The 24,651-nt window shown below is 60.0% G+C and carries 21 protein-coding genes; 5 read left to right on the top strand and 16 right to left on the bottom strand.

The features are described from left to right. Positions 1-365: 365 nt before the first annotated feature. The 3 genes from FHT75_RS12430 to FHT75_RS12440 all read right to left on the bottom strand — a co-directional run bounded on the left by FHT75_RS12430 (position 366) and on the right by FHT75_RS12440 (position 4,016). Complete coding sequence (locus FHT75_RS12430) at positions 366-1,391, bottom strand: ABC transporter permease (protein WP_028758525.1); 1,026 nt, start codon at positions 1,389-1,391, stop codon at positions 366-368. Positions 1,392-1,433: 42 nt separating this feature from the next. Then, positions 1,434-2,975 carry a sugar ABC transporter ATP-binding protein gene (locus tag FHT75_RS12435; protein WP_028756397.1) on the bottom strand — a complete coding sequence of 514 codons (1,542 nt, stop codon included), beginning with the start codon at positions 2,973-2,975 and terminating at the stop codon, positions 1,434-1,436. A gap of 78 nt (positions 2,976-3,053) precedes the next feature. Further along, positions 3,054-4,016 carry a sugar-binding protein gene (locus tag FHT75_RS12440; RefSeq protein WP_028756645.1) on the bottom strand — a complete coding sequence of 321 codons (963 nt, stop codon included), beginning with the start codon at positions 4,014-4,016 and terminating at the stop codon, positions 3,054-3,056. A gap of 333 nt (positions 4,017-4,349) precedes the next feature. Here FHT75_RS12440 and FHT75_RS12445 point away from each other — a divergent pair, with 333 nt between their 5' ends. Further along, positions 4,350-5,459: a LacI family DNA-binding transcriptional regulator gene (locus FHT75_RS12445; RefSeq protein ID WP_028756395.1), complete on the top strand. Its 1,110-nt coding sequence runs from the start codon at positions 4,350-4,352 to the stop codon at positions 5,457-5,459. A 316-nt stretch (positions 5,460-5,775) separates the two neighbouring features. Here the strand turns inward: FHT75_RS12445 and FHT75_RS12450 are convergent, their stop codons facing one another. The 3 genes from FHT75_RS12450 to FHT75_RS12460 all read right to left on the bottom strand — a co-directional run bounded on the left by FHT75_RS12450 (position 5,776) and on the right by FHT75_RS12460 (position 8,589). After that, positions 5,776-6,693, bottom strand: coding sequence for a sugar ABC transporter substrate-binding protein (locus tag FHT75_RS12450; protein ID WP_028758526.1), 918 nt, complete (start codon positions 6,691-6,693; stop codon positions 5,776-5,778). 79 nt (positions 6,694-6,772) lie between these two features. Next, the gene (locus FHT75_RS12455; protein WP_028756648.1) at positions 6,773-7,537 is read right to left on the bottom strand and encodes an ATP-binding cassette domain-containing protein; all 765 of its coding nucleotides are present in this window, start codon (positions 7,535-7,537) and stop codon (positions 6,773-6,775) included. Beyond that, a complete protein-coding gene (locus FHT75_RS12460) occupies positions 7,534-8,589 on the bottom strand; it encodes an ABC transporter permease (protein WP_028758527.1) in 1,056 nt (351 codons plus the stop codon). Before FHT75_RS12460 ends, FHT75_RS12455 begins: the two co-directional genes overlap by 4 nt. Before the next feature lie 99 nt (positions 8,590-8,688). Here FHT75_RS12460 and FHT75_RS12465 point away from each other — a divergent pair, with 99 nt between their 5' ends. Next, entirely contained in the window at positions 8,689-9,576 is an 888-nt protein-coding gene (locus FHT75_RS12465; RefSeq protein WP_183844748.1) for a GntR family transcriptional regulator, read from the top strand. Between the two features lie 258 nt (positions 9,577-9,834). On the opposite strand, the gene FHT75_RS12470 is transcribed toward FHT75_RS12465, so the two are convergent. The 3 genes from FHT75_RS12470 to FHT75_RS35820 form a co-directional block, all read right to left on the bottom strand. Further along, positions 9,835-10,368 carry a hypothetical protein gene (locus FHT75_RS12470; RefSeq protein WP_028756359.1) on the bottom strand — a complete coding sequence of 178 codons (534 nt, stop codon included), beginning with the start codon at positions 10,366-10,368 and terminating at the stop codon, positions 9,835-9,837. A 115-nt stretch (positions 10,369-10,483) separates the two neighbouring features. Then, a complete protein-coding gene (locus FHT75_RS12475; protein ID WP_028758808.1) occupies positions 10,484-11,149 on the bottom strand; it encodes a transcriptional regulator in 666 nt (221 codons plus the stop codon). A gap of 538 nt (positions 11,150-11,687) precedes the next feature. Continuing rightward, on the bottom strand, positions 11,688-12,194 hold the full coding sequence (locus tag FHT75_RS35820) for a hypothetical protein (RefSeq protein ID WP_246712919.1): 507 nt from the start codon (positions 12,192-12,194) through the stop codon (positions 11,688-11,690). Between FHT75_RS35820 and FHT75_RS35825 the strand changes: the two genes are divergently transcribed. Beyond that, positions 12,123-12,338: a DUF2087 domain-containing protein gene (locus tag FHT75_RS35825; protein ID WP_246712910.1), complete on the top strand. Its 216-nt coding sequence runs from the start codon at positions 12,123-12,125 to the stop codon at positions 12,336-12,338. The genes FHT75_RS35820 and FHT75_RS35825 overlap by 72 nt on opposite strands. 473 nt (positions 12,339-12,811) lie before the next feature. Here FHT75_RS35825 and FHT75_RS12485 read toward each other — a convergent pair whose 3' ends face one another. The 7 genes from FHT75_RS12485 to FHT75_RS12520 all read right to left on the bottom strand — a co-directional run bounded on the left by FHT75_RS12485 (position 12,812) and on the right by FHT75_RS12520 (position 21,510). Further along, the gene (locus tag FHT75_RS12485; RefSeq protein ID WP_028756651.1) at positions 12,812-13,732 is read right to left on the bottom strand and encodes an ArdC family protein; all 921 of its coding nucleotides are present in this window, start codon (positions 13,730-13,732) and stop codon (positions 12,812-12,814) included. 547 nt (positions 13,733-14,279) lie between these two features. Then, on the bottom strand, positions 14,280-15,074 hold the full coding sequence (locus tag FHT75_RS12495) for an inositol monophosphatase family protein (RefSeq protein ID WP_028756652.1): 795 nt from the start codon (positions 15,072-15,074) through the stop codon (positions 14,280-14,282). Positions 15,075-15,237: 163 nt separating this feature from the next. Next, positions 15,238-15,879, bottom strand: a complete 642-nt coding sequence (locus FHT75_RS12500; protein WP_097545232.1) for an HAD family hydrolase — start codon at positions 15,877-15,879, stop codon at positions 15,238-15,240. Positions 15,880-15,991: 112 nt separating this feature from the next. Next, positions 15,992-17,053: an ABC transporter ATP-binding protein gene (locus FHT75_RS12505; protein WP_028756654.1), complete on the bottom strand. Its 1,062-nt coding sequence runs from the start codon at positions 17,051-17,053 to the stop codon at positions 15,992-15,994. Beyond that, positions 17,050-19,272, bottom strand: a complete 2,223-nt coding sequence (locus FHT75_RS12510; protein ID WP_028756655.1) for an ABC transporter permease — start codon at positions 19,270-19,272, stop codon at positions 17,050-17,052. The genes FHT75_RS12505 and FHT75_RS12510 overlap by 4 nt, the downstream gene beginning before the upstream one ends. Positions 19,273-19,339: 67 nt before the next feature. Continuing rightward, on the bottom strand, positions 19,340-20,368 hold the full coding sequence (locus tag FHT75_RS12515) for an ABC transporter substrate-binding protein (RefSeq protein WP_028755971.1): 1,029 nt from the start codon (positions 20,366-20,368) through the stop codon (positions 19,340-19,342). Between the two features lie 119 nt (positions 20,369-20,487). Then, positions 20,488-21,510 (bottom strand): ABC transporter substrate-binding protein, encoded by a 1,023-nt coding sequence (locus tag FHT75_RS12520; RefSeq protein WP_028755972.1) that lies wholly within the window; start codon positions 21,508-21,510, stop codon positions 20,488-20,490. 216 nt (positions 21,511-21,726) lie between these two features. Between FHT75_RS12520 and FHT75_RS12525 the strand changes: the two genes are divergently transcribed. Continuing rightward, a complete protein-coding gene (locus tag FHT75_RS12525; RefSeq protein ID WP_028755973.1) occupies positions 21,727-22,467 on the top strand; it encodes a response regulator in 741 nt (246 codons plus the stop codon). After that, positions 22,464-24,557, top strand: a complete 2,094-nt coding sequence (locus FHT75_RS12530) for an ATP-binding protein (RefSeq protein WP_028755974.1) — start codon at positions 22,464-22,466, stop codon at positions 24,555-24,557. The genes FHT75_RS12525 and FHT75_RS12530 overlap by 4 nt, the downstream gene beginning before the upstream one ends. Positions 24,558-24,651: the final 94 nt, after the last annotated feature.

The raw sequence follows: 24,651 nt of genomic DNA on the forward strand, positions 1-24,651 counted from the left end.
GCTGGCGAATAGTAGGAGGAACAGTTCCACATGGGCTCCGTCCCGTCTGGATGATGCGGCTCTCCCTTTTCCGCATAGCTGCACTGCATAATAAATATTTTACCAGCCGGTCAAAATATGTGCATATTGCCTTCAGTTGATGCAGCTGATGGTTTTCCTCCCAGTGCCATCGCATCAGCTGTTCCCCTCTGGAGGTTCATTGACCTTCACACCTTAAAGGGCCCTGGTTTTCCAGTGGCCCTATTTTTCTGCGTCAGCAGCGAAGCATGAGGGAAGTTTTCTTTCGCGGCAGCCTGTCTTGCCGCACTTGCCCTCTTCGACTGAGGCAAAGAGGAGATCACCTATACCGTGGCCCGTCCCCGGACCTAGTCCTGGTTGGCGACCACCGGCAGGCTGCTTTCGTTTGAAAGACGAGTTTCAGCCTGCCGGGCGGCAGAGACGAGGCGACGCCTTGCGCGGATCGCGTGCCATTGTTGGTCGATCAGGACGCCGATGAGGATCACGCCACCCATGACAGCGAAATTCAACGACGAAGGGATGCCAAGGAGATTCACGAGATTCTGCAACTCCTGGAGCAGGACCGTTCCCAGCACGACGCCGACGATCGATCCCTCGCCACCGCGGAGCGAAAAGCCGCCGAGTACGGCAGCGGCAATCGCGTAGAGTTCATAGAACTGGCCGTGGCTCGCCGGCGAGATCGAGCGCGTGTACATGGCGAAGTAAATCGCCGAAAGCGCCGTCAGCAGTCCGCAAATGACATAGGCCGACATGACCATACGGCCGGTGCGTATACCGGAATAGCGGGCCGCCTCCTCGTTCTTGCCGATCGCGTAAAGATAGCGCCCAAAGACGGAGCGATGGAGCACAACCCACATGGCCACGGCAATGATGACGAGCGCGATGAAAGTGTTGGGAACGCCATAAAACCGCCCAGCGGTCAGGAATTCGAGCTCGGGGAAATTTTGGCCAAAAGCAAAACCCGCCGTTCCGTCGGCGGTATAGAAGCGCGCCGCCCCACGATAAATCAGGAGGCCGCAGAGGGTGACGACGAAGGGCTGCAGGTTGAGCCGGGTGATCAGCCAGCCGTGGACGGCACCTATGACCGCACCGAGCACGAGAATGAGCGGCAGCGCCAGCATCCATGACATATCCTGGACCGCGATGAAATCGACGAACAGCACACCGAGAAACGCGACGAGCGAGCCCACGGAAAGCTCGATACCACCTGTAATGATGACGAAGGCTTGGCCGATCGACAGGATGCCGAACAGGCCGATCAGGTTGGCCGTGTTGGCCAGGTTGATCGGCAGCAGGAAGCGCGGATTGATGATGGCGACGACGATGCCGACGACGACGATCAAAAGCAGCAGTCCGAGATCTTTTTTGATCATCCGAGATCCATCCCCGATACTTATTTGTACAGGCCGCAGCCGCTATTTTACCCGTTTACCAACAGCAAGCAAAAGGACGCTTTCCTGGCTGATTTCGTCCTCTTCCAATATGCCGGCGATTTGGCCCTCATGCATGACGGCGATGCGGTCCGAAACGCCGATCACCTCTTCCATGTCGCTGGATATCATCAGGATCGCCACTCCCGCATCGGCAAGCGCTCGCATCAGGCCGTAGATCTCGTTCTTCGCGCCGATATCGATGCCGCGTGTCGGCTCGTCGAAGATCATCACCTTGGGGCTCATCGATAGCCATTTGGCAAGCACCACCTTCTGCTGATTGCCGCCGGACAGAGTGCCGGTTCGCGTCGAAACCGAGGGCGCCTTGATACCGAGACGAACGCGCTGCTTTTCGGCCGCCGCCTTCTCCCGTTCAGCGGAGAGCATGAAGCGGCTGGAGAGTTTGGGGAGATCGGCAAGGGTTATGTTCTGGGCGATCGGGAAATCAAGAAGAATGCCGTTGCGCTTGCGGTCCTCCGGCACGAGGAAAATGCCGCGGTCGACGGCGTCCCGGGCAGATTTGACCGCAATTTGCCGCCCGTCCTGCAGGATGGCTCCGCCGTAGCACCGATCAATGCCGAAGAGGACCCTTGCAAGCTCGGTGCGGCCCGAGCCCACGAGCCCTGCAAGCCCCATGATTTCTCCATACCGGATTTCCAGATCAACGGGACGGCCGGGATAGGCCTCGGTGCGCACGCCGATTGCCTTCAGCGCAACCGAGCCGGGCGAGCGCTGCGGTTTTGCGGTTCGCGCCGCAAGCACCCGACCGATCATCAGCTTGACCATCTGATCGTGGCCGATGTCTTGATTGGCGAGTGTGCCCACCAGCGTGCCGTCGCGCAGGACCACGACCCGGTCTGCGACGCGCTCAACCTCGTGGAGGCGATGCGAGATAAAAATGACACTGATGCCATCCGCTTTCAGCAATTTGATAATGCTCAGGAGCCGTTCGGTTTCGGCCAGCGGCAGGCTCGACGTGGGTTCGTCGAAAATGACGAGCCTGGCGTTGATGGATAGCGCCTTGGCGATTTCCACCATCTGCTGCTCGGCCAGGGAAAGCGATGCCACTGGTGTGTCGGCGGAAAAATGCGCCCCAACGCGCTTCAGGAGCGGCTTGACCAGGTCTCGCAGTCGATCTCGATCGACGAGCTTGAAAGGTCCGGCCTTCAGCGGTTCGCGGCCCAGGAAGATATTGGCGGCAACGTCGAGATTCTCAAAGAGATTGAGTTCCTGGTGCACGAAGGCAATGCCGGATGCGATGCTCGATTCCACGGTGAGGGAACGAAGCTCTGCCCCGTCGAGCATGATCGTTCCTCGGTCGGGGGTAATCACGCCGCCGAGAATCTTCATCAGCGTCGATTTTCCAGCCCCGTTCTCGCCAACGAGGCCGATGACCTCGCCAGGCATGATGTCGATCGACAGGCCCTCAAGGGCAACGACACCTGGATAAGTCTTGCCAACGCCGGAAAGCGAAAGGAACGGCGTTGCAAGCGCGTCCGGTGACGGAATGTCGGAACTGTGGTTCATCGCCTGTCCATGGCTGCTAAAGCTGTCGGCATGAGACGTCTTTCGCGGCGGCGGCAAGTGCCCCGCCGCGAAGGAGGGTTATTTACCAGCCATGGCCTTCAGGTTGGCGGCATATTTGTCAACGTCATCTTTACCGATGATCACGGTCGGAATGATGATCAAGCCGTTGCTGGGAACGCCTGATTTGTCGCCCTTGAGATAGGCTGCCATCAGCTTCATGCCCTGATAGGCCCACTCGAACGGCTGCTGCACGACGGTCGCCGCGATGGTGCCTTCCTTGACGCCGCCGAGCGTGATCGGATCGTCATCAAAGCCGACGACGGTAATCTGGCCGAGTTTGCCGGCGTCGCGCAGCGCCTCATAGATGCGTGGCGTGTTGTAGGAGTAGAAGCCGACCATGCAAGTGACGTCAGGGCTGGCCACCAGCGCGTCCTCGACGTTCTTCTTTGCGCGCGTTTGATCGATATCGTCGCCGCGTACATCGGTCAACTCGATCTTCGTGCCCTTCAGGCCATCCTTCATGCCCTGGATGCGTTCCTTGGCGTTGTCGGCGCCGAGCAGGCCGACGAAGCCGATGCACTTTCCGCCGTCCGGCATCGCCTTCTTGGCGATTTCGGCTGCCTGCAGGCCAGCGTCGATGTTGGATGAACCGATATAGGCGACGCGATTGGTCTGCGGGGCGTCACTGTCGGTGGTGAAGAGAGCGGTCTGCGAGCCAATTTTATTCAGGCCGTCCGTCTGCGTCTTTGGATCGACCGCAGAGACCATGATGCCCTTGACGCCAGCACTGACCAAGTCTTCCATCAGGCGTTGCTGAACGGCGACCGATGCCTGCTCAGGGTATTTCAGCTCCATCTGGTAGTCTGGCATTTCGCCCTGGGCCTTCTTCACGCCCGCTTCTGCAGCTTTCCAGAAGTCGGACGCGCCGTTGACGACGAATGCAAGTGTCGGCTTGTCGGCAGCATGGGATACGGCAATCGGCGCCGTGCTCAGCATCAACCCGGCGAAGAACAAGGCTGCATTGCGTTTCAGCTTCTTCATAACATACCTCCCGAGGGCCGCGGTTGCATTGGCCCGTTTGCGATGAGCGGCCGGCCGGATGCACGCCCCCTCCCTGGGGCCGTCGCGCGAGCGACGAGTGGCATATGTTCCGATCGCTTCCCGACGGTATACAATTATCTTAATTAGTAAATAGTATTATCAACCTGCATCAAAACATTTGATCATACTTTATATCATGCGCAATTTTTTTACTGGAAAATGCTAGAATATATAGCGTTACGGCAGTTCACTCCATTGTCAGCGCTTTCGAATGACTGCTAATGTTTATTAGCTGCCGTGCCCATCAATCCCGATCGGAGACAATTTCCAAGAATGCGAAAACCAACGGTCCAAAAGCGGAACAGGCATCCCGCCGAAAAGCCTGCCCGCGTGACGATGACAGACATTGCCGCGGCGGCGGGCTGCTCGCAGGCAGCCGTTTCCTTCGTCCTCAATGATACGCCCGGCACCCGAATCTCGCAGCAGACGCGCGACCGGGTTTGGGAGGCGGCGCGTGCGCTCGGCTATGTGGGACCGACTTACACGACCACGGCCTCCTATTCGGGAACGGACAATGTGATCGGTTTTGCGGTGGATCAGCTTGCCACCAGCCCGGAAGCGATCGTCGCGATCGAAGGCGCACGGCAAGCCTCCTGGAACGCCGGCAATGTCCTGCTGGTAACACAGACGCTCGGCGATCCTGTCATGGAGCCGAAGGCAATCGAGGCGTTGACGAACGGGGGCATATCGGCCCTTATTTATATGACGATCTATACCCGCCAGATCGAGCTCCCTTCTTATATCTACAAGCTGAAAATCCCGACAGTATTGCTGAACTGCTACACGGCGGACCATGCCTTTCCTGCCGTGGTGCCGAGCGAGATCGCCGGAGGCCAAAGCTCGACGCGGCATCTGATCATGCACGGCCATCATCGCATCGCGACGATCACCGGCGAAATCTGGATGCAGGCTGCGCAGGATAGGCTGACGGGATATCGCCGGGCGCTGGCCACCGCCGATATACCCTTCGATCCGGACTTGGTGGTTGAAGGCGACTGGTCGGCTGGCGCCGGCTATGCCGCCACGATGAAACTGCTTGCCCTGGCAGAGCCGCCGACCGCGATCTTCTGCCAGAACGACCGCACGGCCATCGGGTGCTACGAAGCGCTGAAAGACGCAGGGCTCCGCATTCCCCAGGACATGTCGGTGGTGGGTTATGATGACGAAGAGATTTCGCGACATCTCGTACCTCCGCTGACGACTTCGGTTCTTCCACATCTCGCGATGGGGCAATGGGCGATCGAACATCTCAACCCGGAAAGCGTGCCCGGCAAGCGCTATCCGATCGCAAAGCTCGAATGCTCTCTCGTGAAGCGTCATTCCGTCGCCGCGCCGCGGACCGCAGCGCGGCTGATCCACGATGGGGCGCATGCTCAGCCATAGCTCTCGGGTCTGCGCCAACGCCAAACACGGCCGGCTCTGGGCCGGAAAATTGACCGCTCTCCCTGGTTCGCAGCGACCACATGGCCGTGACCGAACCGGTCACGACACCGGTTGAAAAAGCCGAAAGAGACAATAGGTGCTGCGGCGACGAAAAGTCGACGACCGACGAAGGTCGATTGCGGTACGGGGCATCGGCATCCAGCCTGCCAGGGAAATTCAAGCGAACTGAGGAGAGGGCGCAAAGAGTGGTCAAACGTCCGGCCCGCCCGAGAAGGACGGACGGTTTGCTTGATCCAATACCCGCAGGAGCAACGGTTCACTGGAATTTTGCCATATTCTCAGGCGTCACCAGCGCCGCGCCGGAGTCGATCAAAGACTCGACCTTCTCTCCGCGAATCGCCTTTACCAGTGCATCCACACCGAGTTCAGCCATCTTGGTGGGGAACTGCGCCACCGACGCATCCTCCACTCCACTCTTTAGCGCCTCCTCTTCACCGCAACAGAAGTCGAAACCGACCAGCACAATCTTGTCGTTGGCAGTGCCGGCGTTCTTGATGGCGCGCGCCGCTCCGGCAGCGGGCGGGCCGCAAGCGGCATAAATGGCCTTCAGGTCTGGGTTCTTCGTCAGCAGATCCTCGGCGACACTGATCCCGAGTTCCTCGCTGCAGTTTGTGGCGCCTTTCCCGACGATCTTGACGTCAAGACCGTTGAGCCCCTCAAGCATACCCTTCACACGGTCATCAAGCGCCGGCACGCCGGGCACGCCCTCAAGAATCCCCATGGTGTCGCCGGCCTTAAGAACAGTTTTGAGATATTCGCCGGCGATTTTGCCTGCAGCGAAATTATCCGTCGTGGCAAGCGCCGTCCTGCCTTTCCAATCCGGAATATTGTTATCCATCAGCACGACCTTGATACCGGCCGCCACTGCCTTGTCCAGGGCTGTCGACACGGTGGGATCGACAGGCGTGAGGGCGATGCCCTGCACCCCTCGAGTCACCATTGATTCGATTTGTGCAATCTGGCCCTCGATGTCGGTTGCGGACGCACCCTGGCCGTAGATGATCTCTACCCCGGGATTTCTCTTTGCATATTCTTTGGCTGCGTTCTCCATTGTTGCAAAGAACGGTACGGGGAATTTCGTTATAAAGCCGAGTTTCACCGGCTCCTGCGCCAAGGACGGGACTGCGGCGACGGCCAGGAGCGCAAGGGCTCCCAGCAGGGATTGCGGTTTCATGATACACCTCCCACGTTTTCGACCGCCCTCCTCTAGAGCGATCTCGTTGTCCGCTGCCCCCACGAAGCAGCGATCTCCCTTAAGCCTCGGCGCCGACAATCATCGCGACAACGTCCTGCTTGTTTGCTTCCGTTGGCTTCAATTCGCCCACCTTCCGACCCTGCCGAAGCACAACCGCCCGATCGGCGATTTCGACCACATGCTCCATGTTGTGCGTGATGATGATCACGGCGTTGCCGTCGGCTTTGAGCTGTTTGATAAGGTCAAGAACCTGGCGAGACTCGCGAAGACCGAGGGCGGCCGTCGGTTCGTCAAGAATCACCAGCTTGCGCGCAAAAACTATGGCGCGCGCGACCGCGATCGCCTGTCGTTGTCCGCCGGACATCAGCGCGACCGGCGCATCGAATCTCGGCAGCTTAACCTTCAGACGATCGATAACACTCGCCGCTTCCTGCCTCATCGCGGCCGTGTTGAGGAAGCGGAGCGGACGCGGCAACCAAGAGGGAAAAGCGACTTCCCGTCCGCAATAGAAATTCTGTACGGGGGTCAGGTTGTCGAAAAGCGCCAGATCCTGATAGACGGTTTCGATGCCGGCGCGGCGGGCGGCTGCCGTCGAATGGAGCGATACGGGAGCACCATCCACGAGGATTTCTCCTTCGTCGAGGCTATGAAGCCCGCTAATGCATTTGACGAGCGTCGACTTGCCGGCGCCGTTGTCACCCAAGAGAGCGGTTACCTCACCTGAATAGGCATCAAAGCTTACATTTTTCAGGGCGTGTATTGCGCCGAAGCGCTTCTGGGCGTTTCGAACCGAAAGTGCCGGTGTGATGGATGTCGGGCTCATCGTGCGCTCGCCGATTGAAGCACGCGGGCGCGTGCTTCAAGATGGTTACGGAGCACGTCAGCCTCCACGGCGATGACGATAACGAGCCCAATCGCGATCATTTGAAAGAACACGTCGACGCCGAGAAGGTTAAGGGCGTTGCGGATGACGCCGATCAGCACGGCGCCGATCAGGGCGTGGCCGAGATGACCTCGTCCGCCCAGGAAGCTAGCGCCACCGATAATCACCGCAGCAATCGTGTCGAGCTCCAAAAGATTGCCGTAGATTGGCGAGGCGGCGGCGGTCCGGCCCGCGAGCAGCACCGCGCCGAGGCCTGCACAAAAGCCGGAAATAATATAGGTCGAAAGCAAAATGCCCCTTACCGGTATGCCCATGCTTCTGGCAGCACTCGGCGAGCCGCCGACCGCATAGATCCATCGGCCACAGACCATCGACTTCGTCAGGATCAGAAAAAGAAGCCCGAACATGCCGACGACAAAGAATGAATTGGGCACGCCAAGCGTCGTACCGCCGCCGATCGCCGTCACAGCGTCGGGCATTCCGCGCATGGTGGTGTGGCCTGGCGCCAATGCAAGTGCCAGGCCGCGGCAGATACTCAAGCTTGCAAGGGTAATGATAAAAGGATGTGGCAGCCGCCCGTAGACAAAGACCACGCCGTTGACCGCACCGACAGCCGTACCCGCAACCAGCATGGCCATAATGACGACGGTTGAGGAATCAACCTGCTGGTAGACGAGTCCGCCGATGACTGTCGCCAGCGCAAGATTCGAGCCGACAGACAGATCGATCCCTCGCGTCAGGATAACGAGTTGCTGCCCCATCGCCACAACGGCAATCACTGCCGTCTGCGCCAAGATGTTCCCCAGGTTAACGGGCTTTAGAAAAGCCGGCGTGATCAAACTGACGACGGCGATGAGCAATATCAGGATCAACAGCGGGCCAAGGCTCAACAGCTTCAGTCCCAATGCGATGCCAGATTGTCTCGGGCGGAAGGTTGCTTGCGAACCACCAGGCCGCGACGAATTCTGAGGCAGAATCCCGGAGTCTTCCAAATTCCCCTAGCCTCCCCTGTTTTTTATACATAAGAAACATATGATACACGTACGTCAACTTGTTTTTTATGGATATCCAACCATACCTGGAGTTGCGTCGTGAGAACCGATACGACCTTCAAGCGGGCATTCAATGATATGATCGAGATCATTCGAACGCTCGATCTTGGGGAGGAATTACCGTCCGAAAATGCGCTGCGCGCCCAGCTTGGCGTGAGCAGAACAACGGTGCGAAAGGTGCTGGCAGGGATGGCCGCACGTGGGATCATTATGTCTGAAGCCCACCGACGGATTATACGCAAGCAGCCGCGGCAGAAAGAGCGCTATCCGAAGGAAGAGACCTTGGCAATTTCGGAACAGGTCGAGACGAGCTTCATGGAATGGATGCTGCGCGGTGATGCCTGTCCGGGCACAGAAATCAATGAGACGGAATTGGCCCGGAAATTCGGCGTCGCGACAACGATTATCCGTGAATTTCTCAACCGATTTCAGAAATATGGGCTGATCGAGAAGCGTCAGAATGCCGGCTGGGTTTTTAAAGGGTTCACGGCCAGTTTCGCGCTCGAACTGTTCGAGATCAGAGAGATGTTCGAAATGCGCTCCGCCCGGCTGTTCGCCGCCCTGCCCGACGGGTCGCCCGTCTGGAAACAGATCCAGGCCATGCGGGCGGCACATTTGGAGCTGCTCGCAGATATCGACGCTCGATTTCAGGATTTCTCGGAGTTGGACAGCCGATTTCACCGGCTGATTACGGCAGTCGCGCCAAACCGCTTTATCGAAAGCTTCCAAGACGTGATCGCCATGGTCTTCCACTATCATTATCAGTGGAACAAGCGCGATGAACGCGCGCGGAATGAGGTTGCCATCAAGGAACATCTCGCGTTGATCGAAGCCCTTGAAAGCCGCAACGTCGCCTCGATCGATCGCGCCTGTCGACTGCATCTGACGTCCGCCCGCGAGACTTTGCTTCGTTCGATCATGCAGTAACCTTGAGATGCACGCGGCACTCATGGTCCAATGCGGAAAAGGCTTGATTGGTTTGAAGTGTCTCGTCCGCCGATGTGCCGATCACGGAAAAAGCATAAAAAGACGATCTGCCGCTGCGCAGCAAGGGGCGTCCCGTTGGCGTGCGGATGTATCTCCGACAACAATTAGGTCGTCCAAGCCATCCCCCACAACCGCGCGGCGGAAAATGCTTCCTGCAATGGCGAGCCCCTCTGCTTGGAGCTCGAGCCACCGACAGCTTCAACGTTCAAATCGCGCCAGCATCCGCTTCAGTTGTGCGTTTTGCAGTTGAAGCTTGTTCGCCAGTTGCTCCCGGAGCAAGCTGATCTCTTTATCGAGGCTCATCGCTTCATCAGACAGTGCGGGAACGCCTGGAGACTCATGCCGAACGACCCCAGTCTCGGCTTTCCTGCTGCGGCTGCCCCGTTTTCGGGTTGCGCCTCGGCGGGTCTGCGAGGGTCTCGAAGCGTCGTATGCGAGCACGTCGGTGTCATCAGATACAACCGAATTAGCAGCTTCCAGCGGCTTGGCGCCTTCAATAACCGGCGCGCCCTGTTCCTGCAGCTCACCAGACCTCGCACCAGATTGATCGTGAGGCCGCAGCTCCTCGCCTGCTGGGCGGTCTGTGAAACGCAATCCTTCGTCGTCCGCCGGTGCAGTCGGCCTGTCGACGGTCGACATTTCCGGCGTCACATCACCGGTCGAGTTGTTTTCTTCCTTCGGAAGCCGTCGCGGTGACACCAACCGAGCAAGAAGTTTCCATGGAGACGCCATTCTATTCGACCTCGCGTTACCCCACATGCAGTTGCGAATTCAAGTCTTGGCGGCAACGGGAACTGTCGCCAGACGCACATCTCCATAAACACGGAAATGTGCCGGCAACCGTTGGTCAAACGAGGTTGAGCCGCTTTCGCAATTCGGCATTTTCGGCGCGAAGCTTCTCAGCCAACAGCTTACGCAGTCCTCGATTTTCCTCTTCCAGCTGCAGTAGGTCCGCCATCTCATCGATCACCCCCGTTATAGGTGCGCTCTCGATTTGCACCGCCTTCGGAGTCCGTTTGATTCGCCCACGCTTGGCGCTGTTCACGACGTCGTCGGCCTTGACCCTGCGTCCTCTCTTCGGTTTTCCGGCTGCCGTCTTGGCAGCATCCGCGGGCTCTGCCGCAACTTCGGCTGACCGGGTTTCAACGGCCACCTTTTTTCCGCGAGGTTTGCGCTGCTTCTTAATCGTCGCGGGAGCCGTTACCGCTGGGGCGTCAGCAACAATTGTCGTATCTCGTTCGTCGGCCATTATGGTCTCCTGTAAAGCCGCTTCAGTTGTCCGCTGTCGGGCCGGCAGTGTCAACACTCCCGGCTGTCCCCGTTCGGGCAGAGATAGCTCACCGCCTGGTTTGCCAACCTGGAAGCCTACCGGCGGAAAGAGCATTGCCTCTTCCTGCACATCTTGAGCGATGGACTTGAGATCCATGTCTCCCCAGATCGAATTCGATTTGCTCTCGGTTCTTCGCCGACCCGATTTGTGTTCGACAACAAAACTGCGTTGGAGTTTTTTCACTAAGAGGCCTTGGGTGTCTGCGGTGATGTTCCAGCGATGTCTTCAGCACCGCGACGGACTCCGTAGATAACGGCTGTCGCGCTGCCGGTCTAGACCCATGACGCGCCCCGCCATGCACACGGCTCTGACGGATCGTCCTCCGCTCGAAGTCATCACGACGTTGAGGGAGATGTCCTGTCCGTGCTTCAAAACACGACCGAAAGCGTATGATTGTGCTGGGTCGCTCTTGCGAGGCAATCAGCGGGGATCTCCAGTATGCGCGGCCTTGTTCGGGGGTTCAATAAGCAAGCCCTTAGATCAGGACGCATTAGGTTGGTATATCAGATCATTATGAGCCGCTTATCGTCGCGAGGGACAGCATAATGATCCGGGTGACAACTAGAGCCCGTCTACAATCGACAGGATGGACGCGCATCATTCCGCGCTCCGTAGCAGAACCGTCAAGGGTCCTCCGTTCCACTTGAACTCTCTAATACTGGATGCTATGTGCGACGCCGGGTCCGCAGTTCACCCAGGCATCGCCGTTCCCCCGAACACGCTAAACCTGCCTGTCAAGATAGATATGGACACCAATCCGTGCCATGTCGGAAGGGCGATCGCCGATGATCCTTTTGGACGGCACGACCGAAGGATAGGTCATGTCCAGAAAGCTGATACCGCTTAATCTGAGCGACGTTTCGACGTTTGCCAAATCGGTGAGATCGCAATTGTCCAACCAAGATGGACTCCCGTCCCACCTCGAATTGTTGAATATCCTCGCCAAAGCTGCTGGGCTCGGCAATTTCCAGAATTTGCGAGCGACGGTGAAAGGTGCGGGGGATCCGGCACCAAGCCCACCCGACGACAACTGTTTCAGCAACCTTCCGATATCAATCAGAGGCTGGTGGAGAGAATTGCCCGCTGCTTTGACAAGGGCGGCCGATTGCTGCGTTGGCCGGCGCGACGCACTGACCAGATCGTTGCGCTTTGGATATTGTGGGCGCAGATTCCGGCAGCACGCGAGCTCTCCGAGCCAGATGTAAACATCCTGCTCAATGAGCGCCATGACTTCGGCGATTACGCACTTCTGCGCCGCGAGCTCTGTGATCTCGGGCTGATGACCCGGACGCCGAACGGACGAGTCTACAGACGCGTCGAACGACCAATGCCTAGCGACGCGGCAGCGGCGCTCCGTCTTATCTTGCGCTGATCAGTCCAATCGGCACTGATCCCGATCCCATTCTCGTGATCGGCGGTGGCGAGGGCTTTATGATGAAGTCCGACCCAGGCTCGTCTCGCAAAGAATGCAAGCGAAATTTGGCCCATCCGTCAGGCGGATGTAGCTGACATGCTATGTGGGGCTGATTGCTGGAGTTCAGGTCTTTCGACCGGTGACCGGCAGCGTCTTGTGAGGGATCGAACCTGTGCGGCGTGGGGAGTTAAGGAGCTCGCTTCACCTCGGCTTTTCGTCGCTCCTGGTTCAACCTGTTGCTCCGGCTGCCTGTCGAGCTTGGACGTGGTCTGGAGAACTTGGAGGCGACGGGAGCAAGAGGTCAGGAACCCTCTGCTAGCTGCGGCTGTCAGCGCGTCGATATCTACAGCAACGGTGGTTAGCCGCGTTTGTCGCGTGGCTAGCGGACCGTTGCCGTGATGCGCGTCTCTCATGGATGAGGCAGAGGCGGCTCACGCCGCCTCCTCCTCGTCGCGGTTCGGCTGCAAGGAATGCAGGTAATCGACGGCGCGCTGCGCATGTGCTGCCGCTGAAAAGATGGCACGCTTGTCGTTGCCCAGAACCTTGAGCCAGCCGTCGAGGTAGCTTGCGTGGTCGGGTCGTGGTTCGAGCTCGGGGACGATGCCGAGATCGGCGCAGAGAAACGCGCTGCCGAGTTCGGCAATCAGCTCCTCACGGGCACGTTCGCTCCTGCCTTTTGCGTAGCGGCTGAGATCGCGATCAAGCCTTCGTGGTGCGCCGGTCCAGTGCGTCATCTCGTGACTGAGGATGGCGACATAGGAGGCATCGTCCCTGAAGGCATCCAGGCATGGCATCTGGATGTAATCACGCTGAGCGGCATAATAGGCAGCCGTACCTCCGTGCCGGATCAGCGCACCGGTATTGGCAAAGAAGCGGCCGGCATTGCCGATGCGGCTCATTGGATCGACGACAGGTGCGATGTCATCAAAACGCCCGTCGAGACCGGCGATCTGATCGGTGTTGAACACTGTGTAAGCTTTGAGGAATGGAATATCCTGTTCGACCTCAGTGCCAGTCTCCGTCGTTTCAGTGCGGATGAACGAACTGGCGAAGATCACGGTTGTGCCGGTTTCGCCCTTGCGGACGGCGCCGCCGAGCTCGATTGCCTGGCGAAACGTCATCCAGCTTGATGAGGCAAAACCACGGGCGATGGCTTCGGACCAGAGGAGAAGGACGTTGATCCCGGAATAGGGTTGACCGTTATGGCGCAGTGGCCGGCTGACCTCGCCCGTCGCATGTCCCGTCGTCCAGGGCTTGGTCCACGGCCGCACGCCACGTTCGAGATCGGCGATGATTTTGGTGGTGATGCGGCTATAGATATCGGATCGTTGATGGGATGGCTGCCTGCTCATGTCTGAACCTCCGTTTCGAGGTCGCGGCCATCGCGACCTGCTACGGCGGTCCGAAAGCCAGGCTGCAAGCGCAGCCTGCACCCGCAGGGCCGCAACGTAGTGGAGGACGGCAAGGCCGTTGCGGGCGGCGCGAGCCTGGCAGGACCAGAAGCCGAGGCAGGACGCAATGGCCGCAATAGGATCGGCAAGTGTTGATGCAGGCAGACGTGGCAGATCTGCGAGGTGTCAGGCCGTCGCTCACGCCGCAGATGGACCGCGGCAATGAGGCCCACCTGGCCGGCCGCGCCAGTAACCCGGCGATATCGACAACGTCGCCACGCAACGCCGAGACGATCCTGAAGTGGATGCCGCTCACCGCTTCAGCTCGAAGGCCAAGTTTGGCAGGTCCGATCAGGCGCTGATGCCTATAGCGGACGGAGTGCAGCGTCCCATCAAGGTTGGACTGCCAGTCATTGGCCCTGTGCCCAGGCCTCCGGACGGGTTAGCTCATGCGTCTGGCCCGCCTTGGCCGTATCGGCCAGAAAAGTGCACTGAGCGGCCTTGAAGGTCAGCCAGTGTGGATTGCAAGCAAATCGGCATAAACTGTCGGATTGCTCGCCAGCACCGGATGGCCCTGCAGCAAGGCTTCGCCCTCAGCCGGGAAGGCTAGACGGGTTCCACCGGCTTCCTTGACGAGGCAGTAGCCGGCCATGCAGTCCCAGGCACGCATGTGGGGCTCGTAGTAGCCAACAAGCCGCCCCGCGGCCACATAGGCCAGCATCAAGGCGCCCGAGCCATTGCGGATGAAGTTGCCACCCTTGGCAAGCAAAGCAGACACAATTGCGCCTACCCGCTCCGGGGTTACATAGGAATTGCAGCCAATGCCGGTCATTGCATTCTGCAAAGTCCGTGACGGATCGAGGCTGAGTTTCTTGCCGTTCAGGCTCGCGCCCATGCCCGCCGCCGCTGCGTAGAGTTCATCATCGCACGGGACGTGGATCACGCCGATCACGGGCATACCGCGGTGCAGAACGGCAATCGATACACACCATGTCGGCATGCCATTGACGAATGGCGCTGTTCCGTCAATCGGATCGACAACCCATGTCAATCCCGACCCCCCTTCCTGATAACCGTATTCCTCGCCGAGAAATCCGTCTGCCCCAAAAGCTTCCGCCACGCGCTCTCGTATGAATGTCTCGACGTTGCGGTCGGCAATTGACACGACGTCCTGCAGATCCCGCTTCGTTTCGATCACGAGTCTGTCGCGCCCGTTGAAATAGTCGAGCGCCATAGCGCCCGCCTCCCGCGCAACGGCTTTGGCAAAGACAAAGCGTGTATCAAGTTCCGTCTGTTGCGACATAATGCTGGTACTCCTTGCAATAGTTCAGGTCGTTGAGTGGTTTAAGAGGTCGGCGTCGAAGTGGATGGGCGAAGCGGCCGATCAGGGGGGTGATTAGAATCGCTGCTCAGATGTATCGGCAACGGACATCAAGAACCTGCGCAAGAAAAGGCGCAGCCGAATCTCAGGCCTTCATCTTCAAGCTGTCGCGAATGTTCAACTCGCGTTGCTGCTCAGGAAGATCAAGCCGATTCACATCAATGGCGCTCATACCCGCCCGTCGAGCTGCTTCGAGACCTTGTTCGCTATCTTCGAACACGACACACCGGGCTGGTTCTATTCCCAATAGAGCGGCCGCCTGCAGAAACAGGTCTGGGGCCGGCTTTGGATTTGCCACGTCATCGATCGTGACCAACTCGTCGAAATATTCCCGCAGGCCCGTTCCATGCAGGGTCGCAGTGACAATTTCCCGCGAACCGCCGGAGGCAACAGCCATGGGACGCACGCCGGCCAACCGGCGAACCGTCGCAGCAACCACATGCACTTCACGCACTCTGTGTAGATTCTGAAGAAAGTGCGATCGCATGGTGGCGATGACGGATTCGCGATCGAGCACAACGTCGAATTCTCGCTCAAAGGCCTCCATAAGGACCCCTTCAGACATTCCCGCCCGCATCAAATACCAGGCCTGATTCATCGGTTTGCCGGAATGGGCAAAGCCGGCTGCCCATGCGTCCGCATAGACAGGGGGCGTGTGAACAAGTGTGCCGTCGCAATCAAAAATCACGGCCTCGAAATCATTTTCCAGCGATAGAATATCAATCATACCTAATCCTTCCGGCGGGCGAACATCGGTTTAACGCAAGGGCTCCATACAGGCTCGTTCTGATAGGCGGTCATCGAACGCAGGCTGGCCCAGGATTTTGCCTCAGAGTCTCTCACGTGCTGATAAGGGCGATGCCGCGACTTCGGAAGCCGAGCGTAGCGTCGGACGCGACCGGTAAAATGCGGTCGACGGCGTGGTCGACGATGAAGAGCGTGCCGACGTCGGTTTCGACCTCATACTCGACATGATCTCCGAGATAGGCCGAATGCAGGATGCGGCCGGCAAGCCCGTGCCCCCGCCCCTCGGAAAGCGCGATGGCGCCGGGACGAACGGCAAGGCTCGCCGCACCCGGCGTCGCTCTACCCGCCGGCACACGATGTCGGAAACCACCAATGCGGATGTCAGCATCGGCGCCATCGATACCAACCACCTCGCAGGGGATCACATTCGCCTCTCCCATGAAATCCGCGATGAAGGCGGAAGCCGGCGCTTCATAGAGGTCGCGCGGGGCGCCGGACTGGGCGACTTCGCCATCTTTCATGATGATGATGCGGTCGGACACGGCAAGCGCCTCATCCTGATCGTGCGTGACATAGACGGCGGTGAAGCCGAGGCGCTGCTGGAGTTCGCGGATATCCGTGCGTACCTTGCGGCGCAGGCGCGCATCGAGGTTGGAAAGCGGCTCGTCGAGCAGCAGCACCTGCGGTTCCAGCACCAGCGCGCGGGCGACGGCGACGCGCTGTTGCTGGCCGCCGGAGAGTTCGGCGGGCAGGCGATGGCCCATGCCGGCAAGGCCGACCAGTGCCAGCCCCTCCTCCGCCTTCTCGCGCGCTTCCTTGCGGCTGAAGCCCGAGGATTCCAGGCCATAGGCGACGTTGTCGCGCGCATTCATGTGCGGAAAGAGCGCATAGGACTGGAAGACCATCGAGACATCGCGCTCATTGGCCGGCAGCATGGTGACGTCCTTGCCGCCGATCAGTATTTTTCCGGCCGAAGGATGTTCGAGGCCGGCAAGCATGCGCAGCGTCGTCGTCTTGCCACAGCCGGAGGGGCCAAGCAGGGTGACGAGCGTACCGCGCTCGATGGTGAGCGAGAGGTCGGGAATGGCAGTGAAGGCTCCAAATGTTTTGCGCACGTTCTGGAAGACAACGGAACCGGCTTTGGGATTAATCATGCGATTTTCTCCTGGCGAGAGGAAGCGGATGTGGCAAGGCCGGCGACGCGGTTTTCACGGCGCAGGCGCCGTTCGCCCACGATGAGCTGGAAGCAGGCGATGACGGTGATCATCACGACGATCAGCATGGTGGAATAGGCGATGGCCACGCCATATTCCCCGTTCTCGACGAGGCCGACGATGTAGGAGGTCGCCATGTTGTACTCGGCGCTGACGAGGAAGATGACGGCGCTGATGGAGGTGATTGCGCGCACGAAGGAATAGACGAGCGCGGCGGTGATGGCCGGGCGTAAAAGCGGCAGGATGACCTTGCGGATCGTGCGGAAGCTGTTGGCCCGCAGCGTCAGGGAGGCTTCATCCAGGCTCTTGTCGAGCTGGCTCATCGCCGCGATGCCTCCGCGCACGCCGACCGGCATGTTGCGGAAGACGAAGCAGGCGATCAAGATCAGTGCCGAGCCGGTCATTTCCAAGGGCGGCAGATTGAAGGCCATGATGTAGCTGACGCCGATGACTGTGCCGGGAATAGCAAAGCTCATCATGAGGGCGAATTCGAAGGCATTCTTCCCGACGAATTTTTGACGCACGATAATATAAGCCGTCAGTAGGCCGACGGCGGCAGTCAGCGGAGCAGAGACCAACGCGATCTCGATCGTCGTCCGGAACGAGTTCCAAGCGACGCCCGTCCAGGCGATCCCATTTTCGAAGCTGATCGAGAAGGCCTTGGCGTAGTGGTCGAGCGTCAGCGAGTTGTCGAGACCCCAGGTTTTCACGAAGCCGCCGACCAGGATCATGCCGTAGATGACGAGCGTGAAGAGGATCCACGGGATGACGACGGCGTGAACGCCGATCGACAGCCCTCGCGGCAGAGCGATGTGCGATCCGCTATCGCCCTTGCCGGTGACGGTGGCGTAGTTTTTGCCCGACAGCCAGACGCGTTGGGCGAGGAAGGCGGAGAGCGTGAATAGCAACAGCACCGTGGCGAGTACGGCGGCGCGCGACGGATCGTTCTGCGACCCGACCACGGCGAAGAAGATCTCGGTCGAAAGCACGCCATGGCTGCCGCCGAGCACCAGCGGATTGCCGAAGTCGGCCATGCTTTCGATGAAGCCGATGAGGAAGGCGTTGGCCAGACCGGGCTTCATCAGCGGCAGCGACACCCGCCGGAACGTGCGCCAACGGTCGGCGCGCAGCGTCGTGGACGCCTCCTCCATCGACGGGCTGACGCCCTCGACGACTCCGATCAGCACGAGGAACGAGATCGGCGTGAAAGACAGCACCTGCGCTATCCAGATGCCGGTGAGACCGTAGAGCCAACGGCCGGGCTCGATGCCGAAGAGTCCCGACAGCCCCTGCGTGACGACACCGGCGCGGCCGAAGAGCAGCGTGAGCGCCAGACCGATGACGAAGGGTGGAGTGATGATCGGCAGGATCGTCAGCAGCCGCAGGCCCTTCTTGAAGGGAAACCGCGTGCGGGTGGCGACAAGCGCGAAGGCGAGGCCAAGCAGGGTCGAGCCGAGGCCGGTCATGATGGCGAGCCAGAGCGTACGCCAGGCGACGCCGCAGCGACCGGCGCCGATCACACAGTTGAGGCTCCAGATGCTCGGATCCTGCACGTTCCGGATGAAGTTATCCGCATTGAACGAGCCGTCGAAATCCTGCACCGATCCGATGAACATGCTGCCAATCGGGTAGAAGACGAAGACCGCGACGAGGAAGACGAGCAGCGCGATCGCGCTGACGACAAAGGCATCGCCCTTCATGACACCGCGTTCGGCAAGGCCGAAGGCGAAGAGCAGCACGAAGGTGATCGCAGAGAGCACCGCACCCGCCCCCATCGAAGCCTGACCGTTCGAGAGCGGGCCGAAGAGCATTTCGCTCACCGTCCAGGTCCAACCGGAAAAGCCGACGGCGAGGCCCTGGAGCGACAGGAAGAGGACGCCGATCGCGCCGGTCCAGGCGAGCACGGCGCCGCGGCGCATTGGGTCTGCCGTGCCGCGGGCCACGATAGCCAGGAGAAGGAGCACGAGCGCAGCGGCAAGCCACAGCCGGCCGTGCGCGAAAATCTGCACGACGCCGGGGGCGGCTTCCGGAGAAAGGGGGAAACCGGCCAGCCAACCGAGTCCGAAGAAGCCGTTCTCGATCCGATACCAGGGCAATAGGGTCAATGCGACCACGCCCAGGATCAGGACCACGTCCAGCCTGCGATTGCCATGTCTCATGGCTGACCTCGCTGTCTTGAGTGTGAGGAGGCGGCGCCCGGGGAGACGGGCGCCGCCGGTCTGGACATCAGTTGGCGGCGGCGCCTATTTCCCGATCCCAGCGTTCCAGCAGTGCCTTGCGCTTCGTCGGCTCGCCATAGGTCTTGAAGTCGTAGTCGATCAGCTTGATGTCCTCGAAGCGCGGCGCCTCCTTCGGGATTGCGGCGCTCTTGTTGGACGGCAGCTGGAAGGACTTGGCATCCTTCATGCGCGACTGAACTTCCGCCGTCAGCGCCCAGTCGTACCAGATCCTCGCATTGTCGAGATTGCGGGCGCCCTTGATGATCGACATGGAGCCGATCTCGTAGCCGGTACCTTCGCAAGGCGTAATCGACTTGACCGGGAAGCCTTCGGCCGTCTGCGCCACAGCATCGTGGACGAAGACGATGCCGAGCGCCGTCTCACCGCGTGCTGCGGCCTTGACGGGTGCCGATCCGGACTTGGTATATTGCGATATGTTGCCGTTCAGCTTCTTCAGGTAGTCGAAAGCCTGGTCCTCGCCCATGATCTGCACGAGAGAGGCGAGCGCCGTATAAGCGGTACCAGAAGAATTCGGGTTCGCAATTTGGATTTCGCCCTTCAGTTCCGGTGCCAAAAGGTCGGCCCAGCAGACTGGCTCCTTGTAGCCTTTGGACTTGAAGATTTCCGTGTTGTAGCCCCAGCCCAGCGCGCCGGCATAAACGCCGACGGTCTTGTAACCGGAGCTTTCGGCCTGCTTCTTCGCCCAGTCGTTGAGTTCATCGAGCTTCGGCGACTTGTATTCGAGGGTCAGATTTTCCGAAGCCGCCTGAAGATGCGGATCGCCCGTGCCGGCCCACCATATGTCTGTCTTCGGATTGCGAGCCTCGGCGCGCACCTTGGCATAGGTCTCGCCGGACGAAAGGCGAACCATGTTCACCTTGATGTCGCTATGCGCCTTCTCGAAATCGCCCTTCATCTGCTCGCAGATGACAACGTCTGCCGAGCAGATGAGGTTGAGTTCGCCAGCCGCCTGCGCCGGTAGCGCCCCGAGCGCCGTGCCGGCGAAAAGCACGAGGGAAAGGGTCTTCATTTTCATGGGGCATCCTCCTTGTTGCCTGGGTTAGATTTTCGCACGAACAAAACACAGCAGAGCCATCGGCCTGCCCGCGTCGGCGTGTGCATGTTTCTGGGTTGTGGTTTGTCTGAATGCCTTGATCAGTTCGTCGCGGCGATTTCCGCATCGAACCTGCGGAGCAGTCGGCTTCGTTCATCCGGCGAGCCGAAGGTGGCGAAGTCATAGTCGACCATCTTGATCATCGAGATATCCGGGGCTGCAAGCGGCAGGGTGGATTTCGCGTTGGATGGAACTTGGTTCTGGCCGGACGCCGCGCCCGTACCCTGCCCTTCCGGGCTCAGCGCGAAATCGACGAAGCGCTTTGCTTCCTCGATATGCCTTGCGCCTTTGACGATGCTCACGGCGCCGATCTCGTAGCCGGTGCCCTCGCAGGGTGCGACGATGACGAGGGGAAAGCCCGCTTGCTTCTGCGTCACGGCATCATGCATGAAAGAAATGCCGATGAGCGTTTCTCCTCGCGCCGCCGCCTTGATCGGCGCAGCCCCCGAGGGTGTGTAACGTTCGATATTGCGATTGAGCGCAGCGAGATAACGGAAAGCCTCATCCTCGCCGAAGAGCTGAACCAGCGTCGCAAGCGTCGTGAAGGCGGTGCCAGACGAATTCGGATTACCGCTCTGGATGCGGCCGCGATAGGCGACATCCGTGAGGTCCTTCCAGCAGGTCGGCGCGGGCAGCTTCAGCTCGCGCAGCAGGTCGGCATTGTAGGCAAAGCCGAGCGCCCCCGCATAAATGCCGGCTGAGCGGCCGCCAGACATGGCGAAGAAGTTCTGCGCCCAGGGCAGCATGTCGCGCTCATGGGCCGGCTGGTAGGGTTCGAGCAGATTTTCAGAACCGGCCTGCAGATGAGTATCGCCCGTGCCGCCCCACCAGACATCGACGGTAGGTGCTGTTTTCTCCGCGCGGATCTGATTGAGAATATCGCCGGTGCTCTTGCGTGTCACCGAAATTTCGAGCCCGGTCTTCGCCTCATAGGCCGTCTTCATCGCGGCACACCACGTCTCGTCCACCCCGCACAGAACGGTGAGCGACGGTGCTGCGATGCCGGTGCTGGCGCTCGCCAGCCACAAAGCTGCTACCGCGCTGAAAGCGGTGATGCCTCTCACAACTTCCTCCCATTGGACCTTGCGTCCCAATCTCCGTAATCAGGATGTCACATCTGCTTCCCCGCGCAATCGAAGAATGGTTACGGTTCTTACAGCCGGAGCCGGTATCACCCTCGAAAAAATGACAAAGGTTACAAATGTGACAAACCGCATAACACGAGCTCGCTTTGAAGATCGTGACATCTCTGCCTATAATAGGCACGGGAGGACGTGCATGTGTTGAATGAGAGGATAACCATCCTGATCGTCGAGGACGATCCGGACATGGCGGAGCTTATCTCCGACCTCATAGAGGCGGAAGGTTGGACAGCTCTAACCGCGCCATCCGCGGAAGAGGCCGCGATCGTCCTTTCGCGCGAAACCGTGCATCTCGTGCTCGTCGACCATAACCTGCCCGGCACATCCGGACGCACCTTCGCGCAGCGCCTGCGCGCGCAGGCCAATATCGGCATTGTCATGGTGACCGCTGCAGGCAGCGCCGTGGACCGGGTGCTGGGTCTCGAAACCGCGGCAGACGACTATGTCGTCAAACCCTTCGAGCCCATCGAATTGACGGCCCGTATCAAAGCCGTGCTGCGCCGGACGATTCCCTCGCTGAAGCCGGAGCGCGAAAGCGAGCGGGAGCATGAACCCACATCCCTGAAGCTCGGCGAATGGTCGGTGGATCTCAAGAGCCGCCGCGCCATCTGCCGTACCGACCCCGCCAAGTCGCTCACGAGCGCCGAATTCGCGCTGCTCGAAATCCTCGCCGAAACGCCAAACACACCCGTTAGCCGCGCGCATATCCTCGATCGATTGGGCGCGGAAAGCGAGCGCTATATCGACCGCAATGTCGACGTGCTCGTGCTGCGTCTGCGTCGCAAGATCGAGCGCAATCCAGACCTGCCGCGCCATATCAAGACGCGCCGCGGCAAGGGCTATATTCTCGACACAGACGATAGCGAGACCGCACCGTGATCAGCCGTCCGTTCCTCTCCTCCATCGCCTTTCGGCTGCCCTTCGCCATCGCCTTCATCTGCGTGCTCGTCTTCAGCCTTGCGACCATTGCCGTCTACGGCCTGCAGCGGGCGCGCCAAGAAATGGCCGCCTATGGCTTGCAGGCGTTTTCGGCTCTCGCCAAGGCCTCGCTGGTCTCGCGGCAGGTTTCAGACCTCGTCTCCAGCGCACCCTTCCTCATGAATTCGACCTCACCCTACCGGGTCTCTAGCGAAAGCCGCTCGGTCGTCCTGCAGGTCGATGCGCTTTTGCGCGCGATGCAACCTGAAAACGACCGGGCTGCCGTACGGGGTTTTGCCAGCAGCCGCATCGTAGAGCTGCTGGAAACCATCCGCACGCAGACGACGACGCTTGCGGGCGACGCGGAATCGGCCCAGCAGCACAAGGCGGAGGCCGCGGCAGCACTCGGCGAGATCGCGACCGGCAGCGGCATTGGGGATGCAGGTTTCCGCAGTCGGCTGAACGCCATCGTCCAATCCGCCTCCAATTCGGATAGCCTCTTCCAGCTCGGCGAATTGCGCCGGCGCTACGTCTCGGAGACCGCCCCGCGACTCGAACGCGCCGCGCCGGACACCCGGGTTGCCGCCGCCGAGCTTGCGCCTTACGAACGGATCTTCGAGGCACAGACGCGTTATCTGCTCGAAATGTTCGCCATCCGCGCCGCAGTCTCGCGCCTGCACAGCGTCTCACGCGATCTGTCGCATGCGACGGAAACCCAAAGCGAGGCCGTTGCCCGCAACCTCAGTGACGACCTCGTCTCGACCTCCGATGCATTGAGCCGCATCCTCGTCATCGTCGCTGTTGCCTCGCTGTTGGTCCTGGCAATGGCCGTGGTCTCGATCCGATCGGTCATGCGTGTCTCACGCGGCATCGTCTCCCTTTCGAACGGCATGAACGCACTGGCAGAAGGGCGCAAGGATGTTGATACGCCTCGCTATGACGGCACGGAAACCGAGCTGGTGCGCCTGCTCGAAGCTTTCCGCGCATTCCGGGAGAGCGTCGAGCGCGTGACGCGGCTTCGGCGTACGGCGGAGGCCGCCGCACGCACCATCCGCTCCACCTTCCGCAGTATGAACGAAGGCATCGCGCTATTCGATCCGCGCGGCCGGCCGATCACCATGAACCGGCGTGTCATCGAGCTGGTGGGCTGGTCTGGTTCGGCCAGGAAATTGCCGCTTCGCAGCTTCGTGACGCCGCTGCCGGAGATTGATCGGGCCCTTCTGCCGGCTGAGGATGATGCGGGGCTGCTCACCGACCGCTGTGTGCTGCGCCATCGCTCCGATGTCGGACAGGTAACCGAAGTGTCGGTATCGCGGCAACCGGACGGCGGCGTCGTGCTGCTGGCGCGCGATATCACCGACATGGACCGGCAGGAGGCGGAGGCGGCAAAAATCCAACGGCTCGACGGCATCATGCGTATGACCCATCAGGTGAGCCACGAAGTCGGCAACATGATCGGCATCATCACCGGCAGCCTCGGCCTGCTGGAGCGCGAAACCGGCTTCAATGAGCGGCAAAAGCGACACCTCGCCCGCATCCGTAAGGCTGCCGACCGCGGCAGGTCGCTGGCCGGGAGTATGCTTTCCATCGGCAGCCAGCAGCCGATCCATCCCGGCGCGGTGGAGATCGGCGCGGTGCTGCGCGGCATGGCCGACGTATTGGAAATCGCCATCGGCGAAAAATGCCGGCTCGCCTTCGAAATAGCCGGCGACCTGCCCACCGTCCTCATCGACACGGCGCTCTTCGAACAATCGATCCTCAATCTCTGCCTCAACGCCGCCGCGGCTATGCCGGCAGGTGGAACAATTCTCATACGTTGTTCCCGCAGTGAGGCCGGCGTCAGCGTCAGTGTGACAGACGACGGCATCGGCATGACACCCGAGGCCGTCGACAAAGCCTTCGAACCCTACTTTACCACGCGCGACGCGGAAGGCGGCGTCGGTCTTGGCCTAGCAGTGGTTTATGGATTCGTACGCCAAAGCGGTGGCGACGCTCGCATTGCCTCGGTGCCGGGCAAGGGAACCGTCGTTGAACTTTTGTTTCCGGCATGAATTGTCACTTTCGCCTTTCATCGCACCAGTTCGCATGTGCCGAACGCACAAGAACGCACGCAGCCGCAAAAAAGGCATTGAATCAAGAGCATCT

This window comes from Rhizobium sp. BK112, from assembly GCF_014193215.1.
GTDB classification, from domain to species: Bacteria; Pseudomonadota; Alphaproteobacteria; order Rhizobiales; family Rhizobiaceae; genus Rhizobium; species Rhizobium anhuiense.

Bases quoted from the DNA above. Each gene is read 5' to 3' on its own strand.
- FHT75_RS12430 (WP_028758525.1), bottom strand. From the start codon at position 1,391: ATGATCAAAAAAGATCTCGGACTGCTGCTTTTGATCGTCGTCGTCGGC.
- FHT75_RS12435 (WP_028756397.1), bottom strand. From the start codon at position 2,975: ATGAACCACAGTTCCGACATTCCGTCACCGGACGCGCTTGCAACGCCG.
- FHT75_RS12440 (WP_028756645.1), bottom strand. From the start codon at position 4,016: ATGAAGAAGCTGAAACGCAATGCAGCCTTGTTCTTCGCCGGGTTGATG.
- FHT75_RS12445 (WP_028756395.1), top strand. From the start codon at position 4,350: ATGCGAAAACCAACGGTCCAAAAGCGGAACAGGCATCCCGCCGAAAAG.
- FHT75_RS12450 (WP_028758526.1), bottom strand. From the start codon at position 6,693: ATGAAACCGCAATCCCTGCTGGGAGCCCTTGCGCTCCTGGCCGTCGCC.
- FHT75_RS12455 (WP_028756648.1), bottom strand. From the start codon at position 7,537: ATGAGCCCGACATCCATCACACCGGCACTTTCGGTTCGAAACGCCCAG.
- FHT75_RS12470 (WP_028756359.1), bottom strand. From the start codon at position 10,368: ATGGCGTCTCCATGGAAACTTCTTGCTCGGTTGGTGTCACCGCGACGG.
- FHT75_RS35820 (WP_246712919.1), bottom strand. From the start codon at position 12,194: ATGGCGCTCATTGAGCAGGATGTTTACATCTGGCTCGGAGAGCTCGCG.
- FHT75_RS12485 (WP_028756651.1), bottom strand. From the start codon at position 13,732: ATGAGCAGGCAGCCATCCCATCAACGATCCGATATCTATAGCCGCATC.
- FHT75_RS12495 (WP_028756652.1), bottom strand. From the start codon at position 15,074: ATGTCGCAACAGACGGAACTTGATACACGCTTTGTCTTTGCCAAAGCC.
- FHT75_RS12500 (WP_097545232.1), bottom strand. From the start codon at position 15,879: ATGATTGATATTCTATCGCTGGAAAATGATTTCGAGGCCGTGATTTTT.
- FHT75_RS12505 (WP_028756654.1), bottom strand. From the start codon at position 17,053: ATGATTAATCCCAAAGCCGGTTCCGTTGTCTTCCAGAACGTGCGCAAA.
- FHT75_RS12510 (WP_028756655.1), bottom strand. From the start codon at position 19,272: ATGAGACATGGCAATCGCAGGCTGGACGTGGTCCTGATCCTGGGCGTG.
- FHT75_RS12515 (WP_028755971.1), bottom strand. From the start codon at position 20,368: ATGAAAATGAAGACCCTTTCCCTCGTGCTTTTCGCCGGCACGGCGCTC.